Annotated in this window: 19 protein-coding genes, 1 other RNA gene and 1 pseudogene; 9 read left to right on the top strand and 12 right to left on the bottom strand. The window is 61.8% G+C overall.

Annotated elements, in window-relative coordinates; all coding sequences use genetic code 11:
- Window positions 1-8: 8 nt before the first annotated feature.
- From PRJ_RS23905 to grpE, 8 genes are all read right to left on the bottom strand, one after another.
- Window positions 9-458: a hypothetical protein gene (locus PRJ_RS23905; RefSeq protein WP_012053750.1), complete on the bottom strand. Its 450-nt coding sequence runs from the start codon at window positions 456-458 to the stop codon at window positions 9-11.
- The gene (gene greA, locus PRJ_RS23910) at window positions 436-912 is read right to left on the bottom strand and encodes a transcription elongation factor GreA (protein ID WP_024717413.1); all 477 of its coding nucleotides are present in this window, start codon (window positions 910-912) and stop codon (window positions 436-438) included. The genes PRJ_RS23905 and greA overlap by 23 nt, the downstream gene beginning before the upstream one ends.
- Window positions 913-914: 2 nt before the next feature.
- Window positions 915-4,136 carry a carbamoyl-phosphate synthase large subunit gene (carB, locus tag PRJ_RS23915; RefSeq protein ID WP_010955363.1) on the bottom strand — a complete coding sequence of 1,074 codons (3,222 nt, stop codon included), beginning with the start codon at window positions 4,134-4,136 and terminating at the stop codon, window positions 915-917.
- A 105-nt stretch (window positions 4,137-4,241) separates the two neighbouring features.
- Complete coding sequence (gene carA / locus PRJ_RS23920) at window positions 4,242-5,378, bottom strand: glutamine-hydrolyzing carbamoyl-phosphate synthase small subunit (RefSeq protein WP_104962588.1); 1,137 nt, start codon at window positions 5,376-5,378, stop codon at window positions 4,242-4,244.
- 326 nt (window positions 5,379-5,704) lie between these two features.
- A complete protein-coding gene (gene dapB / locus PRJ_RS23925) occupies window positions 5,705-6,508 on the bottom strand; it encodes a 4-hydroxy-tetrahydrodipicolinate reductase (RefSeq protein ID WP_003249933.1) in 804 nt (267 codons plus the stop codon).
- Between the two features lie 13 nt (window positions 6,509-6,521).
- Window positions 6,522-7,649 (bottom strand): molecular chaperone DnaJ, encoded by a 1,128-nt coding sequence (gene dnaJ / locus PRJ_RS23930; protein ID WP_010955365.1) that lies wholly within the window; start codon window positions 7,647-7,649, stop codon window positions 6,522-6,524.
- Window positions 7,650-7,847: 198 nt separating this feature from the next.
- A complete protein-coding gene (gene dnaK, locus PRJ_RS23935) occupies window positions 7,848-9,773 on the bottom strand; it encodes a molecular chaperone DnaK (protein ID WP_010955366.1) in 1,926 nt (641 codons plus the stop codon).
- A 101-nt stretch (window positions 9,774-9,874) separates the two neighbouring features.
- On the bottom strand, window positions 9,875-10,432 hold the full coding sequence (grpE, locus tag PRJ_RS23940; protein WP_010955367.1) for a nucleotide exchange factor GrpE: 558 nt from the start codon (window positions 10,430-10,432) through the stop codon (window positions 9,875-9,877).
- A 192-nt stretch (window positions 10,433-10,624) separates the two neighbouring features.
- Here grpE and recN point away from each other — a divergent pair, with 192 nt between their 5' ends.
- The gene (recN, locus tag PRJ_RS23945; RefSeq protein WP_104962589.1) at window positions 10,625-12,298 is read left to right on the top strand and encodes a DNA repair protein RecN; all 1,674 of its coding nucleotides are present in this window, start codon (window positions 10,625-10,627) and stop codon (window positions 12,296-12,298) included.
- 189 nt (window positions 12,299-12,487) lie between these two features.
- Here recN and fur read toward each other — a convergent pair whose 3' ends face one another.
- The gene (fur, locus tag PRJ_RS23950) at window positions 12,488-12,892 is read right to left on the bottom strand and encodes a ferric iron uptake transcriptional regulator (protein WP_003249922.1); all 405 of its coding nucleotides are present in this window, start codon (window positions 12,890-12,892) and stop codon (window positions 12,488-12,490) included.
- A 97-nt stretch (window positions 12,893-12,989) separates the two neighbouring features.
- Between fur and PRJ_RS23955 the strand changes: the two genes are divergently transcribed.
- Window positions 12,990-13,526, top strand: a complete 537-nt coding sequence (locus PRJ_RS23955) for an outer membrane protein assembly factor BamE (RefSeq protein WP_010955369.1) — start codon at window positions 12,990-12,992, stop codon at window positions 13,524-13,526.
- Window positions 13,527-13,589: 63 nt separating this feature from the next.
- On the opposite strand, the gene PRJ_RS23960 is transcribed toward PRJ_RS23955, so the two are convergent.
- Window positions 13,590-14,024 (bottom strand): type II toxin-antitoxin system RatA family toxin, encoded by a 435-nt coding sequence (locus tag PRJ_RS23960; RefSeq protein WP_014592414.1) that lies wholly within the window; start codon window positions 14,022-14,024, stop codon window positions 13,590-13,592.
- Between the two features lie 163 nt (window positions 14,025-14,187).
- Here PRJ_RS23960 and smpB point away from each other — a divergent pair, with 163 nt between their 5' ends.
- Window positions 14,188-14,670 carry an SsrA-binding protein SmpB gene (gene smpB / locus PRJ_RS23965; RefSeq protein ID WP_003249914.1) on the top strand — a complete coding sequence of 161 codons (483 nt, stop codon included), beginning with the start codon at window positions 14,188-14,190 and terminating at the stop codon, window positions 14,668-14,670.
- Window positions 14,671-15,018: 348 nt separating this feature from the next.
- On the opposite strand, the gene PRJ_RS23970 is transcribed toward smpB, so the two are convergent.
- Window positions 15,019-15,786, bottom strand: a complete 768-nt coding sequence (locus PRJ_RS23970; RefSeq protein ID WP_010955371.1) for an FCD domain-containing protein — start codon at window positions 15,784-15,786, stop codon at window positions 15,019-15,021.
- A 256-nt stretch (window positions 15,787-16,042) separates the two neighbouring features.
- On the opposite strand from PRJ_RS23970, the gene PRJ_RS23975 reads away from it, so the two are divergent.
- From PRJ_RS23975 to PRJ_RS24000, 6 genes and pseudogenes are all read left to right on the top strand, one after another.
- Window positions 16,043-17,713: a lactate permease LctP family transporter gene (locus PRJ_RS23975; protein ID WP_010955372.1), complete on the top strand. Its 1,671-nt coding sequence runs from the start codon at window positions 16,043-16,045 to the stop codon at window positions 17,711-17,713.
- Window positions 17,714-17,775: 62 nt separating this feature from the next.
- Complete coding sequence (lldD, locus tag PRJ_RS23980; protein WP_003249907.1) at window positions 17,776-18,921, top strand: FMN-dependent L-lactate dehydrogenase LldD; 1,146 nt, start codon at window positions 17,776-17,778, stop codon at window positions 18,919-18,921.
- 75 nt (window positions 18,922-18,996) lie between these two features.
- The gene (locus PRJ_RS23985) at window positions 18,997-21,807 is read left to right on the top strand and encodes an FAD-binding and (Fe-S)-binding domain-containing protein (RefSeq protein ID WP_104962590.1); all 2,811 of its coding nucleotides are present in this window, start codon (window positions 18,997-18,999) and stop codon (window positions 21,805-21,807) included.
- Between the two features lie 474 nt (window positions 21,808-22,281).
- Window positions 22,282-22,572 carry a hypothetical protein gene (locus tag PRJ_RS23990; RefSeq protein ID WP_104962591.1) on the top strand — a complete coding sequence of 97 codons (291 nt, stop codon included), beginning with the start codon at window positions 22,282-22,284 and terminating at the stop codon, window positions 22,570-22,572.
- A 99-nt stretch (window positions 22,573-22,671) separates the two neighbouring features.
- Window positions 22,672-23,063: a transfer-messenger RNA gene (gene ssrA, locus PRJ_RS23995) on the top strand.
- A gap of 187 nt (window positions 23,064-23,250) precedes the next feature.
- Window positions 23,251-24,168, top strand: a pseudogene (locus PRJ_RS24000) (integrase arm-type DNA-binding domain-containing protein); the annotation flags it as partial.
- A 311-nt stretch (window positions 24,169-24,479) separates the two neighbouring features.
- Here the strand turns inward: PRJ_RS24000 and PRJ_RS24005 are convergent.
- Window positions 24,480-25,160, bottom strand: coding sequence for an EcsC family protein (locus tag PRJ_RS24005; protein ID WP_003249877.1), 681 nt, complete (start codon window positions 25,158-25,160; stop codon window positions 24,480-24,482).
- Between the last annotated feature and the right edge of the window lie 172 nt (window positions 25,161-25,332).

A 25,332-nucleotide genomic window follows, 5' to 3' on the forward strand; every position in this document is an offset into this window, starting at 1 on the left:
AGCTCCGATCAGTGGCGCGGTGACCGCGCCCTGACCGGTACCGGCTGGGCCACCAGCACGATGCCGGAAAAACCCAGCACCAGGAAGCAGAACATCTGCCAGCGCTCGCCCACGGAAATACCGTAGCGCAAGGTGTAATACCCCACGCAGGCACCGAAGCCGAGCAACAGCATCTGGCCGCGGAACTGCCGCCACCAGGCCGCCAGGCCGTCCACCCTCGCCAGCACTGCCAGCTGGGTCAACAAGCCAAGCAACGCCACGCCGATCAACCAGCGGTCGATCTGCCCGGCGATATCCTGCACCAGCAGCGGGGCCAGGCCACTGACCTTGAGCGCAGGCACCAGCCCTACATGGAACACCCACAGGCCACCGACCCAGAAAACCTGGGCCAGTTGCCAGAGGATCCCCTCGAGGGACGGCGCCCGCAGGCGTCGGTCAGATGTGCTTGACTTCGACAATCTCGTACTCGACCGTGCCACTAGGCGTCTTGACGACGACAGTATCACCTTCTTCCTTGCCGATGATGGCACGGGCAATGGGTGCGCCGCTCGACAGCTTGCCCTGCTTAACGTCAGCTTCATCCTCGCCAACGATCTGGTAGGTCACCTCTTCATCGGTTTCGGTGTTGGCCAGTACCACGGTGGTACCGAAAATCACCTTGCCGGTGTGAGGGATGGTGGTCACATCGATGACCACCGAATTCTGCAGACGGCCTTCGATATCACGGATACGCGCTTCGACCATGCCCTGCTCCTCACGGGCGGCATGGTATTCGGCGTTTTCCTTGAGGTCACCCAGCTCACGTGCTTCACCAATGGCCTGACTCAGGCGCGGGCGCTCGGTCTTGCTCAGGAACAGGTGCTCTTCTTCCAGGGCGCGAGCGCCCTGGACGGTCATCGGGTATTTGGTAATGCTCATGCTTTCAGTCCTGCATGCAGATCCTGCAAGCGACGAACGGTCTTTTCCGGACCGAATTTCAGCGCTTCGCAGATGGCTTCACCAGCCGCAATGGTAGTGGTGCAGTAAATCTTGTGCTGCAGCGCATTGCGACGAATCGAGTAGGAGTCGGCGATCGACTGGCGACCTTCGGTGGTGTTGATGATCAGCGACACTTCGTCGTTCTTGATCATGTCGACCACGTGAGGGCGACCTTCGGTCACTTTGTTCACACGGCGCACTTTCAGGCCAGCCGCCTCGATAACCTTGGCGGTGCCGGCAGTGGCAACCACTTCGAAGCCCAGGGCGATCAGGTCGCGGGCAACGCCGGCCACTTGTGGCTTGTCGTCGTCGCGCACGCTGATGAACGCGGTACCGCCAGTCGGCAGCACTTCGCTGGCCCCCATCTGGGCTTTGGCGAAGGCTTCACCGAAGCTGTCACCGACACCCATGACTTCACCGGTCGATTTCATCTCAGGGCCGAGGATCGGGTCAACCCCTGGGAACTTGGCGAACGGGAAGACGGCTTCCTTCACGCTGTAGAAGTTCGGGATGATTTCCTGGGTGAAGCCCAGCTCTTTCAGGGTTTTACCCGCCATGACACGGGCTGCGATCATCGCCAGGGACGTGCCGATGCACTTGGACACGAACGGTACGGTACGCGAGGCACGCGGGTTGACTTCGATCACGTAGATCTTGTCGCCCTGCAGGGCCAGCTGCACGTTCATCAGGCCGACTACGCCCAGCTCCAGCGCCATTTTCTTGACCTGAACGCGGACTTCGTCCTGCACTTCCTTGCTCAGCGAGTAAGGTGGCAGCGAGCACGCCGAGTCGCCGGAGTGTACGCCGGCCTGCTCGATGTGCTGCATGATCGCGCCGATGACCACGTCGGTGCCGTCGCACACCGCATCCACGTCCATCTCGATGGCGCAGTTGAGGAAGTGGTCGAGCAGTACCGGGCTGTCGTTCGACACTTGTACCGCTTCACGCAGGTAGCGCTTGAGCTCGTCCAGCTCGTAGACGATCTCCATGGCACGGCCGCCCAGCACGTAGGACGGACGCACGACCAGCGGGTAGCCAATGCTGCCGGCAGCACGGATGGCTTCTTCTTCGCTGCGCACAGTGGCGTTTGGCGGCTGCAGCAGGCTCAGGCGCTGAACCATCTGCTGGAAGCGCTCACGGTCTTCGGCGCGGTCGATGGCGTCAGGGCTGGTACCGATGATCGGCACGCCAGCTTCTTCCAGAGCGCGGGCCAGCTTCAGCGGGGTCTGGCCGCCGTAGTGAACGATCACGCCCTTCGGCTTCTCGACGCGGCAGACTTCCAGCACGTCTTCCAGGGTCAACGGCTCGAAGTACAGGCGGTCGGAAGTGTCGTAGTCGGTGGAGACGGTTTCCGGGTTGCAGTTGACCATGATGGTCTCGTAACCGTCTTCACGCAGCGCCAGGGCGGCGTGTACGCAGCAGTAGTCGAACTCGATACCTTGGCCGATACGGTTCGGGCCGCCACCCAGGATCATGATCTTGTCGCGGGTCGACGGATTGGCCTCGCACTCTTCCTCGTAGGTGGAGTACAGGTAGGCGGTGTCGGTGGCGAACTCGGCGGCGCAGGTGTCGACGCGCTTGTACACCGGGAACACTTCCAGCTTGTGGCGGTGGCGACGCAGGTTCTTGTCGGTGATACCCAGCAGTACTGCCAGGCGCTGGTCCGAGAAGCCCTTGCGCTTGAGGCGCAGCATGTAGTCCTTGTCGATTGCCGACAGGGCCAAGGTCTTGACCTTCTCTTCTTCCTTGATCAGGTCTTCCATCTGCACCAGGAACCACATGTCGATGCCGGTCAGATTGAAGATTTCTTCGCAGGTCATACCCGAACGCATGGCGTCAGCCACATACCAGATACGCTCGGCACCCGGCACGGTCAGTTCGCGCTTGAGGATGCTGGCGGCTTCCGGGCTGGCCAGGTCGACTTTCGGGTCGAGGCCGCAGGCGCCGACTTCCAGGCCGCGCAGGGCTTTCTGCAGGGACTCCTGGAAAGTACGGCCGATGGCCATGACTTCACCCACGGATTTCATCTGGGTGGTCAGGCGGGCGTCGGCTTTCGGGAATTTCTCGAAGGCGAAGCGTGGCAGCTTGGTGACGACGTAGTCGATCGACGGCTCGAAGGACGCCGGGGTGCGACCGCCAGTGATGTCGTTCTGCAGCTCGTCGAGGGTGTAACCAATGGCCAGCTTGGCGGCGATCTTGGCGATCGGGAAGCCGGTGGCCTTGGAGGCCAGGGCGGACGAACGCGACACGCGCGGGTTCATCTCGATGACGACCATGCGGCCGGTGTTCGGGCAAATGCCGAACTGGACGTTGGAACCGCCGGTTTCCACACCGATTTCACGCAGCACCGCCAGCGAGGCGTTGCGCATGATCTGGTATTCCTTGTCGGTCAGGGTCTGTGCCGGGGCAACAGTGATCGAGTCACCGGTGTGCACACCCATCGGGTCGAAGTTTTCGATCGAGCAGACGATGATGCAGTTGTCCTTCTTGTCGCGGACCACCTCCATCTCGTATTCCTTCCAGCCGATCAGCGATTCGTCGATCAGCAGCTCTTTGGTCGGCGACAGGTCCAGACCACGGGTGCAGATTTCTTCGAACTCTTCACGGTTGTAAGCGATACCGCCGCCGGTGCCGCCCATGGTGAACGACGGGCGAATGATGCATGGGAAGCCGAGCTTCTCGAGGACCGCATTGGCCTCTTCCATGCTGTGGGCGATACCGGAGCGCGGGCACTCCAGGCCGATGTCCTTCATGGCCTTGTCGAAGCGCGAACGGTCTTCGGCCTTGTCGATGGTGTCAGCGTTGGCACCGATCATCTCCACGCCGAACTTCTCCAGAACGCCGTGGCGCTCCAGGTCCAGGGCGCAGTTCAGGGCGGTCTGGCCACCCATGGTCGGCAGCACGGCGTCCGGGCGCTCTTTCTCGATGATCTTGGCCACCGATTGCCACTTGATCGGCTCGATGTAGGTGGCGTCGGCCATGGCCGGGTCGGTCATGATGGTGGCTGGGTTGGAGTTCACCAGGATGACGCGGAAACCTTCCTCGCGCAGGGCTTTACAGGCCTGGGCGCCGGAGTAGTCGAATTCGCAGGCCTGGCCGATCACGATCGGGCCAGCGCCGAGAATCAGGATGCTTTTGATGTCTGTACGTTTTGGCATGGTGGTCACTCAAATCCGGGGTCAGTCGGCAAGCCGCTTTGAACAATCTGGGTCAGGCGCTGCCGGGCGCGGCGTGTGCCGGCCCGGGGCCTTGAAGCAGGATGCTCAGCGGCGCTTGGCCATGGCATCGGTGAAACGATCGAACAGAGGCGCGACGTCGGTCGGGCCCGGGCTCGCTTCAGGGTGGCCCTGGAAGCTGAACGCGCTCTTGTCGGTACGCTCGATACCCTGCAGGGAGCCGTCGAACAGCGACTTGTGAATGGCGCGAACGTTACCCGGCAGGGTCGCCTCGTCAACGGCGAAGCCGTGGTTCTGGCTGGTGATCATGACCACACCGGTATCCAGGTCCTGGACCGGGTGGTTGGCACCGTGGTGGCCGTGGCCCATTTTTACGGTCTTGGCGCCGGAAGCCAGGGCCAGCAGCTGGTGGCCGAGACAGATGCCGAATACCGGAATCTCGGTTTCGAGGATTTCCTTGATCGCCTGGATCGCGTAGTCGCACGGCTCAGGGTCACCAGGGCCGTTGGACAGGAACACGCCGTCCGGGTTGAGTGCCAGCACTTCGCTGGCCGGGGTCTGGGCTGGTACCACGGTCACGCGGCAGCCGCGGGCCACCAGCATGCGCAGGATGTTCAGCTTGACGCCATAGTCGAAGGCAACCACGTGGTACGGCAGGTCGGCAGCGTCGATGGTCGGGTGGCTGTCGGTTTTCAGCTCCCACACACTGGAGCGCCACTCGTAACGTTCCTTGGTGGAGACGACCTTGGCCAGGTCCATGCCCTTCAGGCCCGGGAAGCCGCGGGCAGCAGCGATGGCAGCTTCTTCGCTGATGTTGTCACCCGCCAGAATGCAGCCGTTCTGGGCGCCCTTTTCACGCAGGATACGGGTCAGGCGACGGGTGTCGATGCCGGCGATGGCGACGACGTTGTTGGCCTTGAGGTATTCAGGCAGCGACTGGGTGTTACGCCAGTTGCTGGCCAGCAGCGGCAGGTCACGGATGACCAGGCCAGCGGACCAGACGCGGTTCGACTCGGCGTCTTCCGGGGTAGTACCGGTGTTGCCGATGTGCGGGTAGGTCAGGGTAACGATTTGCTGCGCGTAGGAAGGGTCTGTAAGGATTTCCTGGTAGCCGGTCATAGCGGTGTTGAATACCACCTCACCAACGGTCTGACCGTCGGCACCGATGGCTTCACCGCGGAAAATACTGCCGTCGGCAAGGGCGAGTATGGCTGGCTTTGTCAAGAAGACCTCCCGTAAATCAAGCATGAAAGGGCGATCGCAGGTTGCAAAAAAGCGGAGTGACGTATGGACACGTCACCCCGCTTTCATGTGCTGAATTCAATTCGCTGCGCGCTTTTAGTGGACACACTAAAGCTGTAGCTTACAGAAAAGTGTGTTTTCGGTCTACCGCGGATGTGTCTCTAAAACACATCAATGCGACAGACTGACATCTGTTTTGGCTTCTACGCGGGCTGGTGCGCTTCCACAGGGATCGCACCAGCCCAAGAGCAACGCCGCAGCTGTGGGAGCGGGCAAGCCCGCGAAGAAGCCCACACCACACTCACGGCTTAACGCAGCTCAAGCACATCCTGCATGTCGTACAGCCCCGGCTCACGCCCGTCCAGCCACAGCGCCGCACGCACGGCACCCTTGGCGAAGGTCATGCGGCTGGAGGCCTTGTGGGTGATTTCCAGGCGCTCGCCTTCGGCAGCGAACAACACGGTGTGATCGCCCACCACATCGCCGGCACGCACGGTGGCGAAACCGATGGTTTTGCGATCACGCGCGCCGGTTTGCCCTTCACGGCCATACACGGCCACTTCCTGCAGATCACGGCCCAGCGCATTGGCAACCACTTCACCCATGCGCAGTGCAGTACCCGACGGCGCATCGACCTTGTGCCGGTGGTGCGCCTCGATGATTTCGATATCGACATCATCGCCCAGCACCCGCGCAGCCATATCCAGCAGCTTGAGGCTAAGGTTGACACCCACGCTGAAGTTGGCGGCGAACACGATTGGAATGTCCTTGCCAGCCTCAGCCAACAACTGCTTCTCTTCGACTGTAAAACCGGTCGTGCCGATGATCATCGCCTTGCCATGCTTGCGGCAGAACGCGAGGTTTTTCAGGGTCACCGAGGGATGAGTGAAATCGATCAGCACATCGAACTCGTCGGCAACCTTGGCCAGGTCGTCGGACAACAGCACGCCAATTCGGCCAAGTGCCGCCAGCTCTCCGGCATCAGCCCCGACCAACGAGCTGTCAGGGCGATCGATCGCCGCAGTCAGCCCCGCGCCCGGGGTTTGTTGCACGGCTTCGATGAGGGTTTTGCCCATCCGACCCGCCGCGCCCATCACTGCAATACGTCGCATAACCTGTTCCTTGTCAAAGATCGCCGAAGAAGCGCTTCACACCATCGAACCAGCCGCTGGCCTTGGGCGAGTGGGAACTGTCACCTTCCAGCGAATCACGCAGCTCTTCGAGCAGCTCGCGCTGACGGCGACTGAGATTGACCGGGGTTTCTACGGCCACACGGCACAGCAGGTCACCCGCACCACCACCACGCACCGGGGCAACGCCCTTGCCACGCAGACGGAACTGCTTGCCGGTCTGGGTGCCTTCCGGAATCTTCAGCTTCACGCGACCATCCAGGGTCGGCACTTCCAGCTCGCCACCCAAGGCAGCATCGGTATAGCTGATCGGCACTTCACAGTACAAATGCTTGCCGTCGCGCTGGAAAATCTCGTGCTCACGCACGCTGATCACCACGTACAGGTCGCCAGTCGGGCCACCATGAGTACCGGCCTCGCCCTCACCCGACAGACGGATGCGGTCGCCGGTATCGACACCTGCCGGCACCTTGACCGACAGCGTCTTGTATTCCTCGACACGACCTTCACCATGGCACGAAGTGCACGGGTCGGTAATGATCTTGCCTTGGCCATGGCAGCGCGGGCAGGTCTGCTGCACCGAGAAGAAGCCTTGCTGCATGCGCACCTGGCCGATGCCGCCACAGGTCGGGCAGGTCGACGGGGTCGACCCCTTCTTGGCACCGGAACCGTCGCACGGCTGGCAGTTGACCAGGGTGGGCACGCGGATACTGACCGTGGTGCCACGCACCGCTTCTTCCAGGTTCAGCTCCAGGGTGTAGCGCAGGTCGCTGCCGCGCTGGGCACCGCCTCGACCACCACCGCGACCACCGCCGCCGAAGAAGTCGCTGAACACATCGCCGAAGATGTCGGAGAAGTTGGCACCACCAAAGCCGGCACCACCGCCACCCATGCTTGGGTCGACACCTGCATGGCCATACTGGTCGAAGGCCGCACGCTTGCTCGCGTCTGACAGCACTTCGTAGGCCTCGTTGGCCTCCTTGAACTTGTCTTCCGATTCTTTATCGCCCGGGTTGCGGTCCGGGTGATATTTCATCGCCAAACGGCGGTAAGCCTTCTTGAGGTCCGCTTCAGTGGCGCCGCGCTCGACACCCAGGACCTCATAATAATCACGCTTGGACATAGGTCATTTGCACCTTGTTGGGCGTGTGGCATCTGCGCCACGCCATCAGCACCCGCCTGCTACCCATTAAGAGCCACTGACAGATGCTGTAAAAATTCTCGAATTCCAGATACGCCAACGCGGGAGCAAGCCCCCGCGCGGCGACATCCTACCAGCTCACCGGCAAACGACGGGGAACTGGCCGACAACATGCAGGGATTACTGCTTGTTGTTGTCTTTCACTTCTTCGAACTCGGCGTCAACCACGTCATCGTGCTTGGCTTCCGGCTCGGCCTGCTGCGCGCCACCCTGAGGCTGTTCAGCCGACTGCTCGGCGTACATCTTCTGGGCAACCGGGGCAGAGACCTTGGACAGCTCTTCAACCTTGGCGTCGATGGCAGCCTTGTCGTCGCCTTTGACAGCGGCTTCCAGGGCAACAACGGCGGCCTCGATGGCGGTTTTCTCTTCAGCGGTAACCTTGTCACCTGCATCAGCGACCATCTTGCGGGTCGAGTGTACCAGCGCGTCACCCTGGTTACGGGCAGCAGCCAGCTCTTCGAACTTGCGGTCTTCCTCGGCGTTGGCCTCGGCGTCACGCACCATGCGCTCGATCTCTTCGTCCGACAGGCCGGAGTTGGCCTTGATCACGATCGACTGAGTCTTGCCGGTGGCCTTGTCTTTCGCACCTACGTGCAGGATGCCGTTGGCGTCGATGTCGAAGGTCACTTCGATTTGCGGCACGCCGCGCGGTGCTGGCGGAATGTCAGCCAGGTCGAACTTGCCCAGCGACTTGTTCTGCGCAGCCTGCTTACGCTCACCTTGCAGCACGTGAATGGTCACGGCGCTCTGGTTGTCGTCGGCAGTCGAGAACACCTGCGACTTCTTGGTCGGGATGGTGGTGTTCTTCTCGATCAGCGCGGTCATCACGCCGCCCATGGTTTCGATACCCAGGGTCAGCGGGCTGACGTCCAGCAGCAGTACGTCTTTCACGTCACCGGCCAGTACCGCACCCTGGATGGCAGCACCCATGGCAACCGCTTCGTCCGGGTTGACGTCCTTGCGCGCTTCTTTACCGAAGAAGTCGGCCACTTCTTTCTGCACCAGCGGCATGCGGGTCTGACCACCGACCAGGATCACGTCGTCGATCTTGCTGGCGTCGATGCCGGCGTCTTTCAGGGCGATGCGGCAAGGCTCGATGGTACGCTTGACCAGGTCTTCGACCAGCGACTCCAGCTTGGCGCGGGAGATCTTCACGTTCAGGTGCTTAGGACCGGTGGCATCTGCAGTGATGTACGGCAGGTTGACGTCGGTCGACTGAGCGGACGACAGCTCGATCTTGGCTTTTTCTGCGGCTTCTTTCAGACGCTGCAGGGCCAGAGGATCGTTCTTCAGGTCCATGCCCGACTCTTTCTTGAACTCGTCGACAAGGTAGTCGATCAGGCGCATGTCGAAGTCTTCGCCACCCAGGAAGGTGTCGCCGTTGGTAGCCAGTACTTCGAACTGGTGCTCACCGTCGACTTCGGCGATTTCGATGACCGAAACGTCGAAGGTACCACCACCCAGGTCATAAACGATGACGGTGTGGTCGCCCTTGGCCTTGTCCATACCGTAAGCCAGTGCAGCGGCAGTCGGCTCGTTGATGATGCGTTTTACGTCCAGGCCAGCGATGCGGCCGGCGTCTTTGGTCGCCTGACGCTGGCTGTCGTTGAAGTAGGCCGGAACGGTGATGACCGCTTCGGTGACTGGCTCGCCGAGGTAGTCTTCGGCGGTCTTTTTCATTTTCTTCAGGACTTCGGCGCTGATCTGCGGCGGAGCCATTTCCTTGCCAGCAGCCTCGACCCAGGCGTCACCGTTGTTCGCCTTGACGATCTTGTACGGCACCAGCTTGATGTCTTTCTGCACGACATCTTCTTCGAAGCGGCGGCCAATCAGGCGCTTCACTGCGAACAGGGTGTTGTGCGGGTTGGTGACCGCCTGGCGCTTGGCCGACTGGCCAACCAGGATTTCGCCATCGTTGGCGTAGGCCACGATCGAAGGGGTAGTACGCGCACCTTCGGCGTTTTCGATGACTTTGACGTTACCGTTTTCCAGAATGGAGACGCACGAGTTGGTGGTCCCCAGGTCGATACCGATGATTTTACCCATGTTAACTCTCCCGAAACTTGAATTTGGTAGCAGCGACTACTTTGGCCAACTGCGGTAATACTTGAAGGCTTGACACCTAGATGGGGATGCCCCGAAGGATTTCAAGCCTTTTCATTGATCGAGGGTTGCGCCGCGCTCGGCGCTTTGCTGACCACCACCATGGCGGGGCGCAGCAGGCGGCCGTTCAGCAGGTAACCCTTCTGGAACACGTTCAACACGCTGTTTGGCTCGACCTCGGCGTTTTCCTGCATGGCCATGGCCTGGTGGTGCTCAGGGTTGAACGGCTGGCCGTGCGGGTCGACGGCTTCAAGGTTGTAGCGCTTGAGGGTGTCCTGGAACATCTTCAGGGTCAGCTCGACACCCTCGCGGATCTGCTTGACGTGCTCATCGTCGGCACTGGAGTGAGCCAGGGCCAGTTCCAGGCTGTCGATCACCGGCAGCAAGTCGCTGGAGAACTTCTCCAGGGCGAACTTGTGGGCTTTCTCCACATCCTGCTCGGCACGACGGCGTACGTTCTGCAGGTCGGCAACGGCGCGCAGCGCCTGGTCCTTGGCTGCGGCCAGCTGTTCCTCGAGCTCCAGAACACGGGTATCAGCTGCATTGCCTGCACCGGTTTCTTCCACGTTAAGGTCTTTCTCGTTCAGCTGCTCATCAGCCATGGGGTCTCTCCTGCGCAATTTTGTGGACTGCGAGCCAGGCTCGCCTTGGATGTCGGCTATATGGGGCCGGAAAAACCAGGTTCAAGGGGCAAGGTGGTTTTCAAGGCTGCAACAGAATCTGCGAAGGGGCATTGGCAGGCCCGAAAAAAGTACTGTATAAATAACCAGACCTGATTTCCGGGAGCCGACCCCATGCTGGTGCACCTGTCCATTCACAACTACGCCATCGTCGAGCACCTCGACCTCGAAATCGCCCGTGGCATGTCCGTCATCACTGGCGAGACCGGCGCCGGCAAATCGATCATGCTCGACGCCCTCGGCCTTGCCCTGGGCGACCGTGCCGACAGCGGCGTGGTGCGCCCCGGCACCGACAAGGCGGACATCCTGGCCACCTTCGACCTGGTGGACATTCCCGAAGCGCACGCCTGGCTGGCCGAGCGCGACCTGGACAACGAAGGCCTGTGCATCTTGCGCCGGGTGATTACCGCCGAAGGCCGCAGCCGCGGTTACATCAACGGCACGCCCTGCCCCCTCGGCGACCTCAAGGCGCTGGGCGAACTGCTGATCGATATCCACAGCCAGCACGAGCACCAGTCCCTGCTCAAGACCGACACCCACCGTCGCCTGCTTGACGAGTATGCCGGCGCCGTCGACCTGGCCCGCCAGGTACAGCTTGCAGCCAAGCGCTGGAACCAGACCCGCCTGGAGCTGGAGCGCCTGTCCAACTCGGGCGACGAGCAGCGCGCCCGCCACCAGTTGCTCAGTTACCAGTTGGAAGAACTGGACAACCTCGGCCTGGGCGAGCACGAACTGGAGCAGCTGGAGCAGGAACACAAGAACCTGACCAGCGCCGAAGCCCTGTTCGGCATCTGCCGCCAGGTCATCGACCAGTGCAGCGAGAGTGATTCGGGCAATGTGCTGAGCGCCCTCACCTCCAGCCTCAACCGCCTGGGTGCCGCCACCAACTCGCCCAAGGCGCTGAGCGAAGCGGCCAACCTGATCGCCAGCGCGCAGATTCAGGTCGAGGAAGCCGTGGGCGAACTCAACCGCTTCCTCGACAACTTCGACGCCGACCCGATGCGCCTGCAAGCCCTGGAGGAGCGCCTGGACACCATCTACACCCTGGCGCGCAAACACCGGGTGCACCCCACCGAACTGCCCCACCTGCAACAGCAACTGATGGAGGAGCTGGAAGGCCTTAACGCCAGTGACGAGTCGATCGAGCGGCTGGGCGAAGAGCTTGCCGCCTACGCCCAGCACTATAAAGAGAAGGCACGCGAACTCAGCGACCTGCGCCAGCAAGCAGCGCAGCAGCTGGCAGGCGCGGTGGAGCAGGAAATCCAGCGCCTGGGCATGCCTGGCGGGCGCTTCTGCATCGAACTGACAGCGAACGAAGGCTCCGAACTGTCACCCCATGGCCTGGAGCAGATCGAACTGCTGGTCAGTGCCAACCCTGGCCAGCCGCTCAAGGCCCTGGCGAAGGTGGCGTCGGGTGGCGAACTGTCGCGTATCAGCCTGGCGATCCAGGTCATTACCGCGCAGACCTCGCGCATTCCTACCCTGGTGTTCGACGAAGTCGACGTGGGCATTGGCGGGCCAACGGCAGAAATCGTCGGCCAACTGCTGCGGCGCCTGGGCGAGCGCGGCCAGGTACTGACCGTGACCCACCTGCCGCAGGTGGCGGCGCAGGGGCATCACCATCTGTTCGTGCACAAGGTGCGCAACAGCGACACTACCCACACCGCCGTGGCTAGCCTTGGCAAGCGTGAGCGCGTGGAAGAAGTGGCGCGGATGCTCGGCGGTATCGACCTGACCAAGGAATCTTTGGCGCATGCGCGCAAGATGGTGGTGAGCGGCAAGGCCTGAGCCTTGCTTTTCCAGGACGATTCGCGGGCACGCCCGCTCCCACAGGGTGATCACAGGATCTGAAACCTGAGGTGTACCTGTGGGAGCGGGCGCGCCCGCGAAGAGGCCGGCACGGACAACACATCTTTCAGCCCCAGAAAGCACAAAGGCGACCCGAAGGTCGCCTTTGCTATCCATAACGAAAAATCGTTACTTCTTCTTACGCACGTACAGGACCAGATTGTGGTCCACCAGCTCGAAGCCATGCTCGGCCACGATTTCGCGCTGGCGCTTCTCGATTTCGGCATCCATGAATTCGATGACTTCACTGGTATCCACGTTCACCATGTGGTCGTGGTGACCGCCATCGGCCAGCTCGAACACTGCATGACCGCCGTCGAAGTTGTGGCGAACCACCAGACCCGCCGCCTCGAACTGGGTCAGCACGCGATAGACGGTGGCCAGGCCTACATCCTCGCCAGCCTCCATCAGCGCCTTGTAGACATCCTCTGCACTCATGTGACGCTGCTCGGTAGAGTCGAGCATCTGAAGGATCTTGACTCGAGGCAGGGTCACCTTGAGACCGGCTTTGCGCAATTCGCTATTTTCAACCATGGTCAGCTTTCTCGCCGATGCTGCTTCGCAGCTTCTCTTAATACGGGTATGATCGGGGTTTACGTTGTCCAGCCAAGATAGTGGAAGTCGCCCACCGATGCAAAACACCAAGCTCTTGCTAACCAGCCTCACCCTAGTGGGACTGCTCGCACTCGCCGGTTGCTCGTTTCCCGGGGTTTACAAAATCGACATCCAGCAGGGCAATGTCGTCACGCAAGACATGATAGACCAATTACGCCCGGGAATGACCCGCCGGCAAGTAAGGTTTATCATGGGCAACCCGCTTATTCAGGACACCTTCAACACCAATCGTTGGGATTACCTGTACAGCCTGCAGCCTGGTGGCGGTAAGCGCCAGCAAGAACGCATGAGTGTATTTTTCAACGAAAGCGATCAACTGGTCAGCCTGTCTGGCGACTTCATGCCAGGCGTCAGCCGCGATCAGGAAATCCTCGGCGGCAGCAGCGATACCACCGTCAGCCCGGCCACCGAGCCAGGCCAGACCGAGCAGCCGGCAGCGCAACCTGAAGAAAAACCGGCCAAGCCTGGTTCGACCGAAGAGTCCATCCAGCGCGAGATCGACACCATCGAGACCACCCCGGTCCCGACCCCGGCACCGCTGGAAACCCGCTAAGCGGGAACAGCAGATGCAAAAAAGCCCGGACCTGGTCCGGGCTTTTTGTTTGCGCCTTATCCGTCAGGCATTCAATTGCTTGGCACGCTGACAGAACGCATCGACCAGTGTGTTGGCCGCCTGATTGAACAGCGGGCCCAACGTGGCGCGCACAATCGGCCCAGCGTAATCGAAGGACAGGTCCAGGCTGATCTTGCAGGCTTTTTCACCCAGCGCCTTGAACACCCAAACACCATGCAGCTGGGTGAACGGCCCTTCTTCGAGGTTCATTTCGATGGACTGCCCCGGCACCAGCACATTACGCGTCACGAAGTGCTGGCTCATGCCACCCTTGGCCACTTCGAGCTTGGCACGCATGTGTGTATCGCTGGTTTCGATCACCGTCGAGGCCGAGCACCACGGTAAAAACTCAGGGTAGCTGGCCACATCGTTGACCAGATCGTAAAGCGCCTGGGCGGGGTATGGCAGCAGGGCGGAGCGTTGAATATGGGTAGTCATCCAGGCGTCACTTCCAAGGCTGGGTGGCGGCGCTTCGCAGCGTGCCGAAAACAGGTTCTGTGCGTATGACAGGGTTTGTATTGTCCGGTATTCATTCCAGTGGCTCAAGCACACCGAAATCCCATAGCGGACGACGCGCGGACTTGCCTATAATGCCGCCCCTATGGCTAAGCAAAAAAAACATCCGACCGGGACCATCGCGCAAAACAAGAAAGCGCGACACGATTACTTCATCGAACACAAGTTCGAGGCCGGGCTGGTCCTGTCCGGCTGGGAAGTAAAAAGCCTGCGAGCCGGCAAGGCGCACCTGACTGACAGCTACGTGCTGCTCAAGGACGGTGAGGCCTGGCTGTTCGGCAGCCACATCACCCCGCTGACCACGGCCAGCACCCACGTCATCGCCGACCCTACACGCACCCGCAAGCTGCTGCTGAACAAGCGCGAGCTCGAGCGCGTGGAAGCGGCCGTGGCGCAAAAAGGCTACACCTGTGTGGCTTTGGCGCTGTACTGGAGCAAGCACCTGATCAAGTGCGAAATCGCACTGGGCAAGGGCAAGAAGGAATTCGACAAGCGCGACACCATGCGCGAACGCGATTCCAACCGCGAGCTGCAGCGGGCTGTGCGGAACAAGGGCAAGGAAGAGTAACGACTCTTCAGCCTGTTCCGGCCTCTTCGCGGGCAAGCCCGCTCCCACAGGAATGGCACCAGATTCAAGCCCGGCGCCTATCCTGTGGGAGCGGCCTCTTCGCGGGCACGCCCGCCCCACAGGAATGGCACCAGATTCAAGCCCGGCGCCTATCCTGTGGGAGCGACCTCTTCGCGGGCACGCCCGCCCCACAGGAAGGGCACCAGATTCAAGCCCGGCGCCTATCCTGTGGGAGCGACCTCTTCGCGGGCACGCCCGCCCCACAGGAAGGGCACCAGATTCAAGCCCGGCGCCTATCCTGTGGGAGCGGGCTTGCCCGCGAAGAGGCCGGTACTGCCCATAAAAGTTTCAGCGCCCGCTGCGCCGCTCTGCCCGCGCCACCCGCTGCGCTTCTTCGTGCGCCTCATGCAGCACCTCCTGCACATACAAAATGTGCCGGCTGGACACCTCTCGCGCATCCTCCGCCCTACCCTCGACAATCGCCAGGTACAGTTCCCGGTGCTGGCTGATCAGCATGTCCCGGGTTTCGGTGCGCTGCTGGTACATGCCGCCGATGTTGGTCACCACGTTACGCTTGAGCAGGTCGAACAACCCCCGGATGGTGTGCAGCAACACCGCGTTATGGCTGGCCTCAGCGATCGCCAGATGGAAGCGCGCATCAGCCGCGCCCTCCTCCGCACGGGTCACCTCATCGACCCTGGCATAGCAGTCCTGCAGCGCATCGAAGGCCGCCTTCAACCGTGCCCGGTCCGGCTCGGTGGCACGCTGGGCAGCGTAATAGGCGCAGGACGCCTCCAGGGTATGGCGGAACTCGAGCAGGTCACGCTGCGCTTCGGCACTGTGCTCGAGCAACTGCAGCAACGGGTCGCTGAAGGTGGACCCCAACGACTCCGCCACAAAATTGCCCCCGCCCTGACGGCTGACCAGCAGCCCCTTGGCCACCAGCTTCTGGATCGCCTCACGCAGTGACGGGCGGGACACACCAAACTGCTCGGCCAGGACGCGCTCGGCCGGCAGCCGCTGCCCCGAGGTCAGCGTGCCTTCCAGAATCATCCCTTCCAGCCGATCGACAATGTCGTCGGACAGGCGCCGTTGGCGTACCTGATCAAAAACCATCACATGCTCTCCACAAACCCCCGGCAAATTTCAGGGGGTGTCTATTCTCGCCGATCCAGGCCACGCAAACACCCATCAAGCCGCGATTTTCCCAGCACATCAGATGCCCGCTCATCGGTACGCGACCAAAGTTTTGCACAGGACAAATTGACACACCCACGGCAGCGCTTTTAACCTAGCGTCCAGCCATTGTAAATTGGTCTTACCAATTATCCAATGCCAGTGCCTGACCAACAACAATTAGGGGCCACCCCATATGCAAACCTGGCAACAACTCTATAGCCCGCTTGGTAGTCTTGGCCTGTCCGCACTGGCGGCGGTCATCCCTATCGTGTTCTTCTTCCTGGCCCTCGCCGTGTTCCGCCTCAAGGGCCACGTAGCGGGCAGCATCACCCTCGCGCTGTCGATCCTGGTGGCGATCTTCGCCTTCCAGATGCCTGTCGACATGGCCCTCGCCGCCGCGGGTTACGGCTTCCTCTATGGCCTCTGGCCAATTGCCTGGATCATCGTTGCCGCGGTGTTCCTGTACAAACTCACGGTCAAGAGCGGCCAGTTCGAAGTGATCCGCAGCTCGGTGCTGTCGATTACCGACGACCAGCGCCTGCAAGTGCTGCTGATCGGCTTCTGCTTCGGCGCCTTCCTCGAAGGTGCGGCAGGCTTTGGCGCACCGGTGGCCATCACTGCCGCACTGCTGGTGGGCCTGGGCTTCAACCCGCTGTACGCTGCCGGCTTGTGCCTGATCGCCAACACCGCGCCAGTGGCCTTCGGCGCCCTGGGCATCCCGATCATCGTGGCCGGCCAGGTCACAGGTATCGACGCCTTCCACATCGGCGCCATGACCGGCCGCCAGCTGCCGCTGCTGTCGCTGTTCGTGCCGTTCTGGCTGGTGTTCATGATGGATGGCCTGCGTGGCGTGAAGGAAACCTGGCCTGCCGCCCTGGTCGCCGGCCTGAGCTTTGCCGTCACCCAGTACTTCACCTCGAACTTCATCGGCCCGGAACTGCCAGACATCACCTCGGCACTGGCCAGCCTGATCTGCCTTACCCTGTTCCTGAAAGTCTGGCAGCCCAAGCGTGCGTTCAGCGAGGCCAAAGGCAGTGTCGGCGCAGCCGTTGTGCAGCCAAGCGGCAGCCAGCCTAGCCCGTACAGCTTTGGCGAGATCTTCAAGGCCTGGTCGCCGTTCCTGATCCTCACCGTGCTGGTCACCATCTGGACCCTGAAGCCGTTCAAGGCGGCTTTCGCTCCGGGCGGCGCGATGTACAACTTCGTGTTCAACTTCGCCATCCCGCACCTCGACCAGCTGGTGATCAAGACCGCACCGATCGTTGCCGCGCCGACCGCCATGCCGGCGGTGTTCAAGCTGGACCCGATCTCCGCCACCGGCACCGCGATCTTCCTCTCGGCGCTGATCTCGATGGCGGTGCTGAAGATCAACTTCAAAACTGGTCTTACCACTTTCAAAGAAACCTTCTGGGAACTGCGCTGGCCGATTCTGTCGATCGGCATGGTGTTGGCCTTCGCCTTCGTCACCAACTACTCGGGCATGTCTTCGACCATGGCCCTGGTGCTGGCCGGTACCGGCGCCGCGTTCCCGTTCTTCTCGCCGTTCCTCGGCTGGCTGGGCGTGTTCCTGACCGGCTCGGACACCTCGTCCAACGCCCTGTTCAGCTCGTTGCAGGCCACCACCGCGCACCAGATCGGGGTCAACGACACCCTGCTGGTGGCGGCCAACACCAGCGGCGGCGTAACCGGCAAGATGATCTCGCCGCAATCGATCGCCGTGGCCTGCGCCGCTACCGGCCTGGTCGGCAAGGAATCCGACCTGTTCCGCTTCACCGTCAAGCACAGCCTGTTCTTTGCCACCATCGTCGGCCTGATCACCCTGGTCCAGGCTTACTGGCTGACCGGCATGCTGGTTCATCACTAAAGTGAAAGGGGCCGGGCGCCGTCGCGCGCCCGGCACTCCCACAAGCAACGCTGCGAGAATCCATGATCATTTCTGCCTCTACCGACTATCGCGCCGCGGCCCAACGCAAGCTGCCCCCCTTCCTGTTCCACTACGCTGACGGCGGCGCCTACGCCGAGCACACCCTGCGCCACAACGTCTCGGACCTGGCCGGCATCGCCCTGCGCCAGCGCGTGCTGAACAACATGTCCGAGCTCAGCCTGGAAACCAAGCTGTTCGACGAAACCCTGAGCATGCCGGTAGCCCTGGCCCCGGTCGGCCTCACCGGCATGTACGCCCGCCGTGGCGAGGTGCAGGCCGCACGCGCGGCGGCCGCCCATGGCATCCCGTTCACCATGTCGACTGTGTCGGTGTGCCCGATCGAAGAAGTGGCGCCCGCCATCAACCGGCCGATGTGGTTCCAGCTGTATGTACTCAAAGACCGCGGCTTCATGCGTAATGCCCTGGAGCGGGCCAAGGCCGCCGGCGTCAAGACCCTGGTGTTCACCGTGGACATGCCCGTACCCGGTGCCCGCTACCGCGACGCCCACTCTGGCATGAGCGGCAAGAACGGCCCGCTGCGCCGCGTGCTGCAAGCCATGACCCACCCCGAGTGGGCATGGGACGTGGGCGTGATGGGGCGCCCGCATGACCTGGGCAACATCTCCAAATACCGTGGCAACCCCACCGGCCTTGCCGACTACATCGGCTGGCTGGGCAACAACTTCGACCCGTCCATTTCCTGGAAAGACCTGGAGTGGATCCGCGAGTTCTGGGACGGCCCGATGATCATCAAAGGCATTCTCGATGCCGATGACGCCCGCGATGCGGTCAAGTTCGGTGCCGACGGTATCGTGGTGTCCAACCACGGCGGCCGCCAGCTCGACGGCGTGCTGTCCAGCGCCCGCGCCCTGCCGGCGATTGCCGACGCGGTCAAAGGCGACTTGAAGATTCTGGCCGACTCGGGCATTCGCAGTGGCCTGGACGTGGTGCGCATGATTGCCCTGGGTGCCGACACCGTACTGATCGGCCGCGCCTTCCTCTACGCCCTTGCCGTGCATGGCCAGGCCGGCGTGAAAAACCTGCTTGAGCTGTTCGAAAAGGAAATGCGCGTGGCCATGGTGCTGACCGGTGCCAAGTCGATCAGCGAGATCACCCGCGACTCGCTGGTACGCGAACTGGGCGCCTGAACGCCTGCAAGAACCACCGCCTGAATGACCCGGGGCATGTAGCGCACAGACGCCACAGCCCCGCGAGGAGACTGCATGAGCCTGCCCGCCGCGTTCCTGCGTGATGCCGAGCGCCTGATCCCCGCCGAACGCCGCTTCGACGACCCCACCTCCACCCTGGCCTTCGGCACCGACGCCAGCTTCTACCGCTTGATCCCCAAGCTGGTGGTGCGCGTCGAGTCCGAGGACGAAGTGGTCGGCCTGATCAAACTGGCCCAACGCGAGCGGGTGCCGGTCACCTTCCGCGCTGCCGGCACCAGCCTGTCTGGCCAGGCCATCAGCGACTCGGTGCTGATCGTGCTCGGCGATAACTGGAACGGCCGCGAAATCCGTCGCCAGGGCGAGCAGATTCGCCTGCAACCCGGCGTGATCGGCGCCCAGGCCAACGCCTGGCTGGCCCCCTTCGGGCGCAAGATTGGCCCCGACCCGGCCTCGATCAACGCCTGCAAGATCGGCGGCATCGTCGCCAACAACGCCAGTGGCATGTGCTGCGGCACCGCTCAGAACACCTACCACACCCTAGCGGGCCTGCGCCTGGTGCTGGCCGACGGCACCCGCCTGGACAGCGAAGACCCGGCCAGCGTCGCCGCCTTCGAAAGCAGCCACGCCGAACTGCTGGAAGCACTGGCCCACCTGGGCCGCGAAACCCGCGCCAACACGGCGCTGGCTGAACGCATCCGGCACAAATACCGGCTGAAGAACACCACAGGCCTGTCACTGAACGCACTGGTGGACTACGACCAGCCGCTGGACATCCTGCAGCACCTGCTGGTCGGCTCCGAAGGCACCCTGGGCTTCATCAGCGCCGTCACGTACGACACCGTGCCCGACCACCCGCACAAGGCCAGCGCCCTGCTGGTGTTCCCCAGCGTCGAAAGCTGCTGCCGCGCGGTACCCGTGCTCAAGCAGCAGCCGGTCTCAGCCGTGGAACTGCTCGACCGCCGCAGCCTGCGCTCGGTGCAGAACATGCCCGGCATGCCGCTGTGGGTAAAAGGCCTGTCGGACAATGCCTGCGCCCTGCTCATCGAATCCCGCGCCGCCAGCCAGAGCCTGCTGCACGAGCAACTGCAGCAGATCATGGCCTCGATCGCCGACTTCCCGCTGGAACAGCAGGTGGACTTCAGCGAAGACCCGGCCGTGTACAACCAGCTGTGGAAAATCCGCAAGGACACCTTCCCCGCCGTCGGTGCCGTGCGCCAGACCGGCACCACGGTCATCATCGAAGACGTGACCTTCCCCGTCGAGCAACTGGCCGAAGGCGTCAACCGCCTGATCCAGCTGTTCGACAAGCATCACTATGACGAAGCGATCATTTTCGGCCACGCGCTGGAAGGCAACCTGCACTTCGTCTTTACCCAAGGTTTCAACAGCGCCGAAGAAGTCGCCCGTTACCAGGCGTTCATGGACGACGTGGCGCAACTGGTGGCGGTGGAGTTTGGTGGCTCGCTCAAGGCCGAACACGGTACCGGGCGCAACATGGCGCCCTTCGTGGAGCTGGAGTGGGGCCACGACGCCTACCAGCTGATGTGGAAGCTCAAGCGCCTGCTCGACCCCAACGGCATCCTCAACCCCGACGTGGTGTTGAGCGACGACCCGGATATCCACCTGAAAAACCTCAAGCCGCTGCCTGCCGCCGACGAAATCGTCGACAAGTGCATCGAGTGCGGCTTCTGCGAACCGGTGTGCCCGTCCAAGGGCCTGACCCTCAGCCCGCGCCAGCGCATCGTCATGTGGCGTGACATCCAGGCCAAGCAGCGCGCCGGCATCGATACCCGTGAACTGATGCAAAGCTACCAGTACCAGGGCATCGACACCTGCGCCGCTACCGGCCTGTGCGCCCAGCGCTGCCCGGTCGGCATCAACACCGGCGAGCTGGTGAAGAAACTGCGCAGCCAGGCCGCCGACCACGCTAAAACCGCCGACTGGCTGGCCGAGCATTTCCACACTGCCCTAAGCGGTGCGCGCCTGACCCTGACCGCCGCCAACACCGCACGCAAGCTGCTAGGCGCCCCGCGCCTGGGCCGCCTGAGCGCCTCGCTGAGCAAAGCCAGCAAAGGCCGCCTGCCCCAATGGACCCCGGCCATGCCGCAACCGCTGCGCCCGCTGCCCTTCGGCGCGACCAGCAACGACGCCCGCCCCCGCGTGGTGTACCTGGCCGCCTGCGTCTCCCGGGTAATGGGCCCGGCCTATGCCGACCGCGAGCAAAGCTCGCTGCTGGACAAAACCCGCGCCCTGCTGGAAAAGGCCGGTTACCAGGTGGTGTTCCCCGACAACGCCGACAGCCTGTGCTGCGGCCAACCGTTCGCCTCCAAGGGCTACCCCGAGCAGGCCGAACACAAGCGCCAGGAGCTGATCACCGCCCTGCTGCACGCCAGCCGCGGCGGCCTCGACCCGATCTATTGCGACACCAGCCCCTGCACCCTGCGCCTGGTGCAGGACTTGGGCGACACCCGGCTGGACCTGTACGACCCGGTGCGCTTCATCCGCACCCACCTGCTTGACCGACTGGAGTTCACCCCCCAGGACGAACCGGTAGCCGTGCACGTGACCTGCAGCACCCAGCACCTGGGCGAAAGCCAGGCCTTGATCGACCTGGCGCGGCGTTGCAGCAAACAAGTGGTGATCCCGGAAGGCATTCACTGCTGCGGGTTTGCCGGTGACAAAGGCTTTACCACCCCCGAGTTGAACGCCCACTCGCTGCGCAGCCTGAAGGACGCCGTGCAGTATTGCAGCGAAGGTATTTCCACCAGCCGCACCTGCGAGATAGGCCTGTCGAGCCACAGCGGCATCGACTATCACGGCCTGGTGTACCTGGTAGACCGCGTCACCCGGCCACGCAGCCTCTAACGCGTTGATATAGGTGGGGAGCGCTGTGTAGGAGCGGGTTTACCCGCGAAGAGGCCGGCCCTGCTGGCCAATCCCCACCCGCCGTTCACCGTCGCAGCCACCACCGCATTCGCGGGTAAACCCGCTCCTACGAAGATTGGTGGTGCCCACACATCGGTGGTTGTACACAGCCCCCCCCCGTAGGAGCGGGTTTACCCGCGAAGAGGCCAGCCCTGCTGGCCAATCTCTCCCCATCGTCCACCGTCGCAGCCACCACCGCATTCGCGGGTAAACCCGCCCCTACACCGATTGGTGGTGCCCACACATCGGTGGTCATACACAGCCCGCCGTATCCGCGGGTTCACCCGCGAACACCGGCAACGCCGGTGCCATCCCCACCTCAATATCGCCCCGCCACATCCCGATTGAACCCCCGCCAATCCCCCGCAGTCCACCTTACAGGCCCACCTTCCAGAGGCCCCAGAGGAGACACCCATGAAAGGTACCGCACTTTCGGCCCTGTTCGCGGCCGCCACCCTGCTGGCTTCGCCGGTGTTCGCCGCCGATGACCTCTGCACCGCCAACCTGCAAAAGATCGACGACAGCATGGCCACCGCCGGCGCCACCTCCGAGGGCCTGGACAAAGCCATCACCGAGCACGTCGACAAAGCCAAGGCCGCCCAGGCCTCGGGCGACACCAAGGAATGCATTGCCATTACCAGCAAAGTCCTGGAACGCCTGGAAAAAACCGAGAAAGGCAGCAGCAGCAGCGGCGGCGGCGCGTGAGCCCCAAAGCGGGCGACTGGACCGGCTGTCGACGTCGCCCGCGCAATGGCGTATACTCCGTCCTACGCGCCGTAAGGTGCGTTAGCCAAGAGCTAGTGCGGGGCCGATTAGGATTCGACGCCGGTAGCGAAACTCTAGGTGCATGCCGAGTTGGTAACAGAACTCGTAAATCCACTGTTGCAACTTCTATAGTTGCCAATGACGAAACCTACGGCGAGGAATCCTACGCTCTCGCAGCGTAAGTGACCTTTGCTTCTGGTAGCTTCGGCTCCAGCAATCACTAGGGGATGCCTGTAAACCCGAAATGATTGTCATACAGAACAGGATCGTCGCGTAGCACGTTGTGGGCGAAGTGACTAAAACTTACACAACTCATCCAAAGCACCCTGCCCGTCGGGCGGCTGCGGATTAAATCAGTAGACACGGCTAAGCATGTAGTACCGACAGCGGAGTACTGGCGGACGGGGGTTCAAATCCCCCCGGCTCCACCAAATGATCAAACAAAGACGTCCACGGACGTCTTTTTTTGTGCCTGCGATCCAGTAAATACGCGGCCTCCAGCGCTTTTGCGGTCTTTTGAGAGTTTTTGAGTTCCAGCCATTCGGGTATTCCAGGCGGTATTCCAGCTCACCCGGTGCTAATCTTTGGAATACCGAATCAGTGCTTGAGGACAATCTCATGCCTGCTCAAAACCTCCGCCTCTCCGATCGACAGCTCAAGGGAGTCAAACCGGCGTCCAAGGATTACGTCCTTACTGACGGTGACGGTTTGCAGCTCCGAGTACGCAGCAACGGCTCGTTGCTGTGGAATTTCAACTACCGCGAACCGGTGACCAAGAAGCGCATCAACATCGGCTTCGGGACCTACCCCGAACTGTCACTGGCGAACGCACGAAAGAAGGCAGTCGAAGCGCGCGAGCTGCTCGCCCAAGGCATCGATCCGAAGGTACAGCGCAATACGTTGAATGAAGCCAAGCGCGCAGAAACGGAACACACCTTCGAGAATGTGGCCACCGCCTGGTTCGAGCTGAAAAAAGACTCGGTTACCCCGGCCTACGCCGAGGACATTTGGCGGTCGCTCACGCTGCATGTATTCCCTGACTTGAAGACGACACCACTCGCAAAAATCACCGCGCCGATGGTGATCGCATTGCTTCGTCCAATCGAAGCGAAAGGCAGCCTGGAGACGGTGAAGCGCCTTAGCCAGCGACTGAACGAAATCATGACTTACGGGGTGAACTCCGGCTTGATCTTCGCCAACCCACTCACCGGCATCAGGGCAGTATTCAAGAAGCCCAAGAAAGAGAACATGGCTGCGCTTCCGCCCGAAGAACTCCCCGAGCTCATGCTGGAGATCGCGAACGCCAGCATCAAACGCACGACCCGCTGCCTGATCGAATGGCAGTTGCACACGATGACTCGCCCCGCCGAGGCGGCAACTACTCGCTGGGCAGACATCGACTTTGAAAGGCGTGTCTGGACTATCCCACCGGAGCGGATGAAGAAGCGCCGCCCACACAGCATCCCGTTGAGTAATCACGCTATCGCCCTGTTGGAATCACTGAAGACTCACAGCGGCCATCGCGAATACGTCTTCCGGTGTTGATTGAATACCGGAACGCAAAATATAAATCTGTCCCCTTTTATCGCGCTTACTTGATAGAGTTGGCCACGATTCGTTTTTGGGGCAGGCCTCAAAATGCACCGTCCATGGGAATCCAGACCACGCAACGTTCCAAATGGTATTCCAAGCAAGCTCACCAAAAAATTATTTACGCGCCAAAACAGATAGATACCGACTGGTTTCAGATTACCCCGGCCCACAAAATACAGCACAAGCCGACACCCCAGCCTTCAGCCTGCCCCCCCCACAAGCACGCCTCTAACCGTTCACCCAAACCCCAACCCTCACTCCATAACACCCTCTTCTTTAAGGCTCAGCCGAAACGTATCCCGAGCAGTCTTCCCCACATACTTCGTCAACGCATAATTCGCCGTGCCACCCACTACAACCCCAATCCCAAAAGGAATCACTTTAGCGGCAGCCTTCTGGGTGAACGTAATCCCGATCTTCTTGAACAAATCCTTGATCACTTGCAAAACCGGACCCGTGAGGTACTTCTTGACCATCCGCACCCCGGCTTTGCTGGCGATCCGGGTCGTTCCCGTAGTCCCCATCTGCTCCAGCGAACCATAGAGGGCGATGATGTACGACATGTGCTTGGCGTCCTCATTGGACATTTTCCCGTTGATCGCCACCGCCAGGCACATCGTCATATCAATCTGAAGCTTCATGCACACCGAAATGTCCGCCAGCCCGCCGCCCACAGCACTCACCGCGGTTCCGATACCCGGGATAACACCCGGCAGTGCAGTGGCAGCACCAGAGGTGGCGGCCAATTTTGAGTAGCGGCTGATAATCTTGTCGACCACCGTGTCCTCGATTTTCTGCTCCGAGGCAGACGGCGAGGCCTTGCGCGCCTGCGCCTGGTACTGGGCGACCAGCTCCCGCGCATCTTGGGGACTAATGGCGATGGCTTCCACCATCTTCATCAACGACGAGCTGCTTTCTACTACTTCAGTGGTCATGCCGGATTCCGTTCGTAAAATGGTTTGCCAACTGCCCGCAAAAGCGAAGCATGGGTATCAAGGCGGTCAACATGGCGTCTGGCGCAGGGTCTCACACGACCCGATACTGGCTGCGCCGCTAAAGGTCCGTGCCCCGCGCAGGGTTGCAGCAGCCCTTAGCGCTCAAGAAGCC

Source organism: Pseudomonas sp. XWY-1, assembly GCF_002953115.1.
GTDB classification, from domain to species: domain Bacteria; phylum Pseudomonadota; class Gammaproteobacteria; order Pseudomonadales; family Pseudomonadaceae; genus Aquipseudomonas; species Aquipseudomonas alloputida.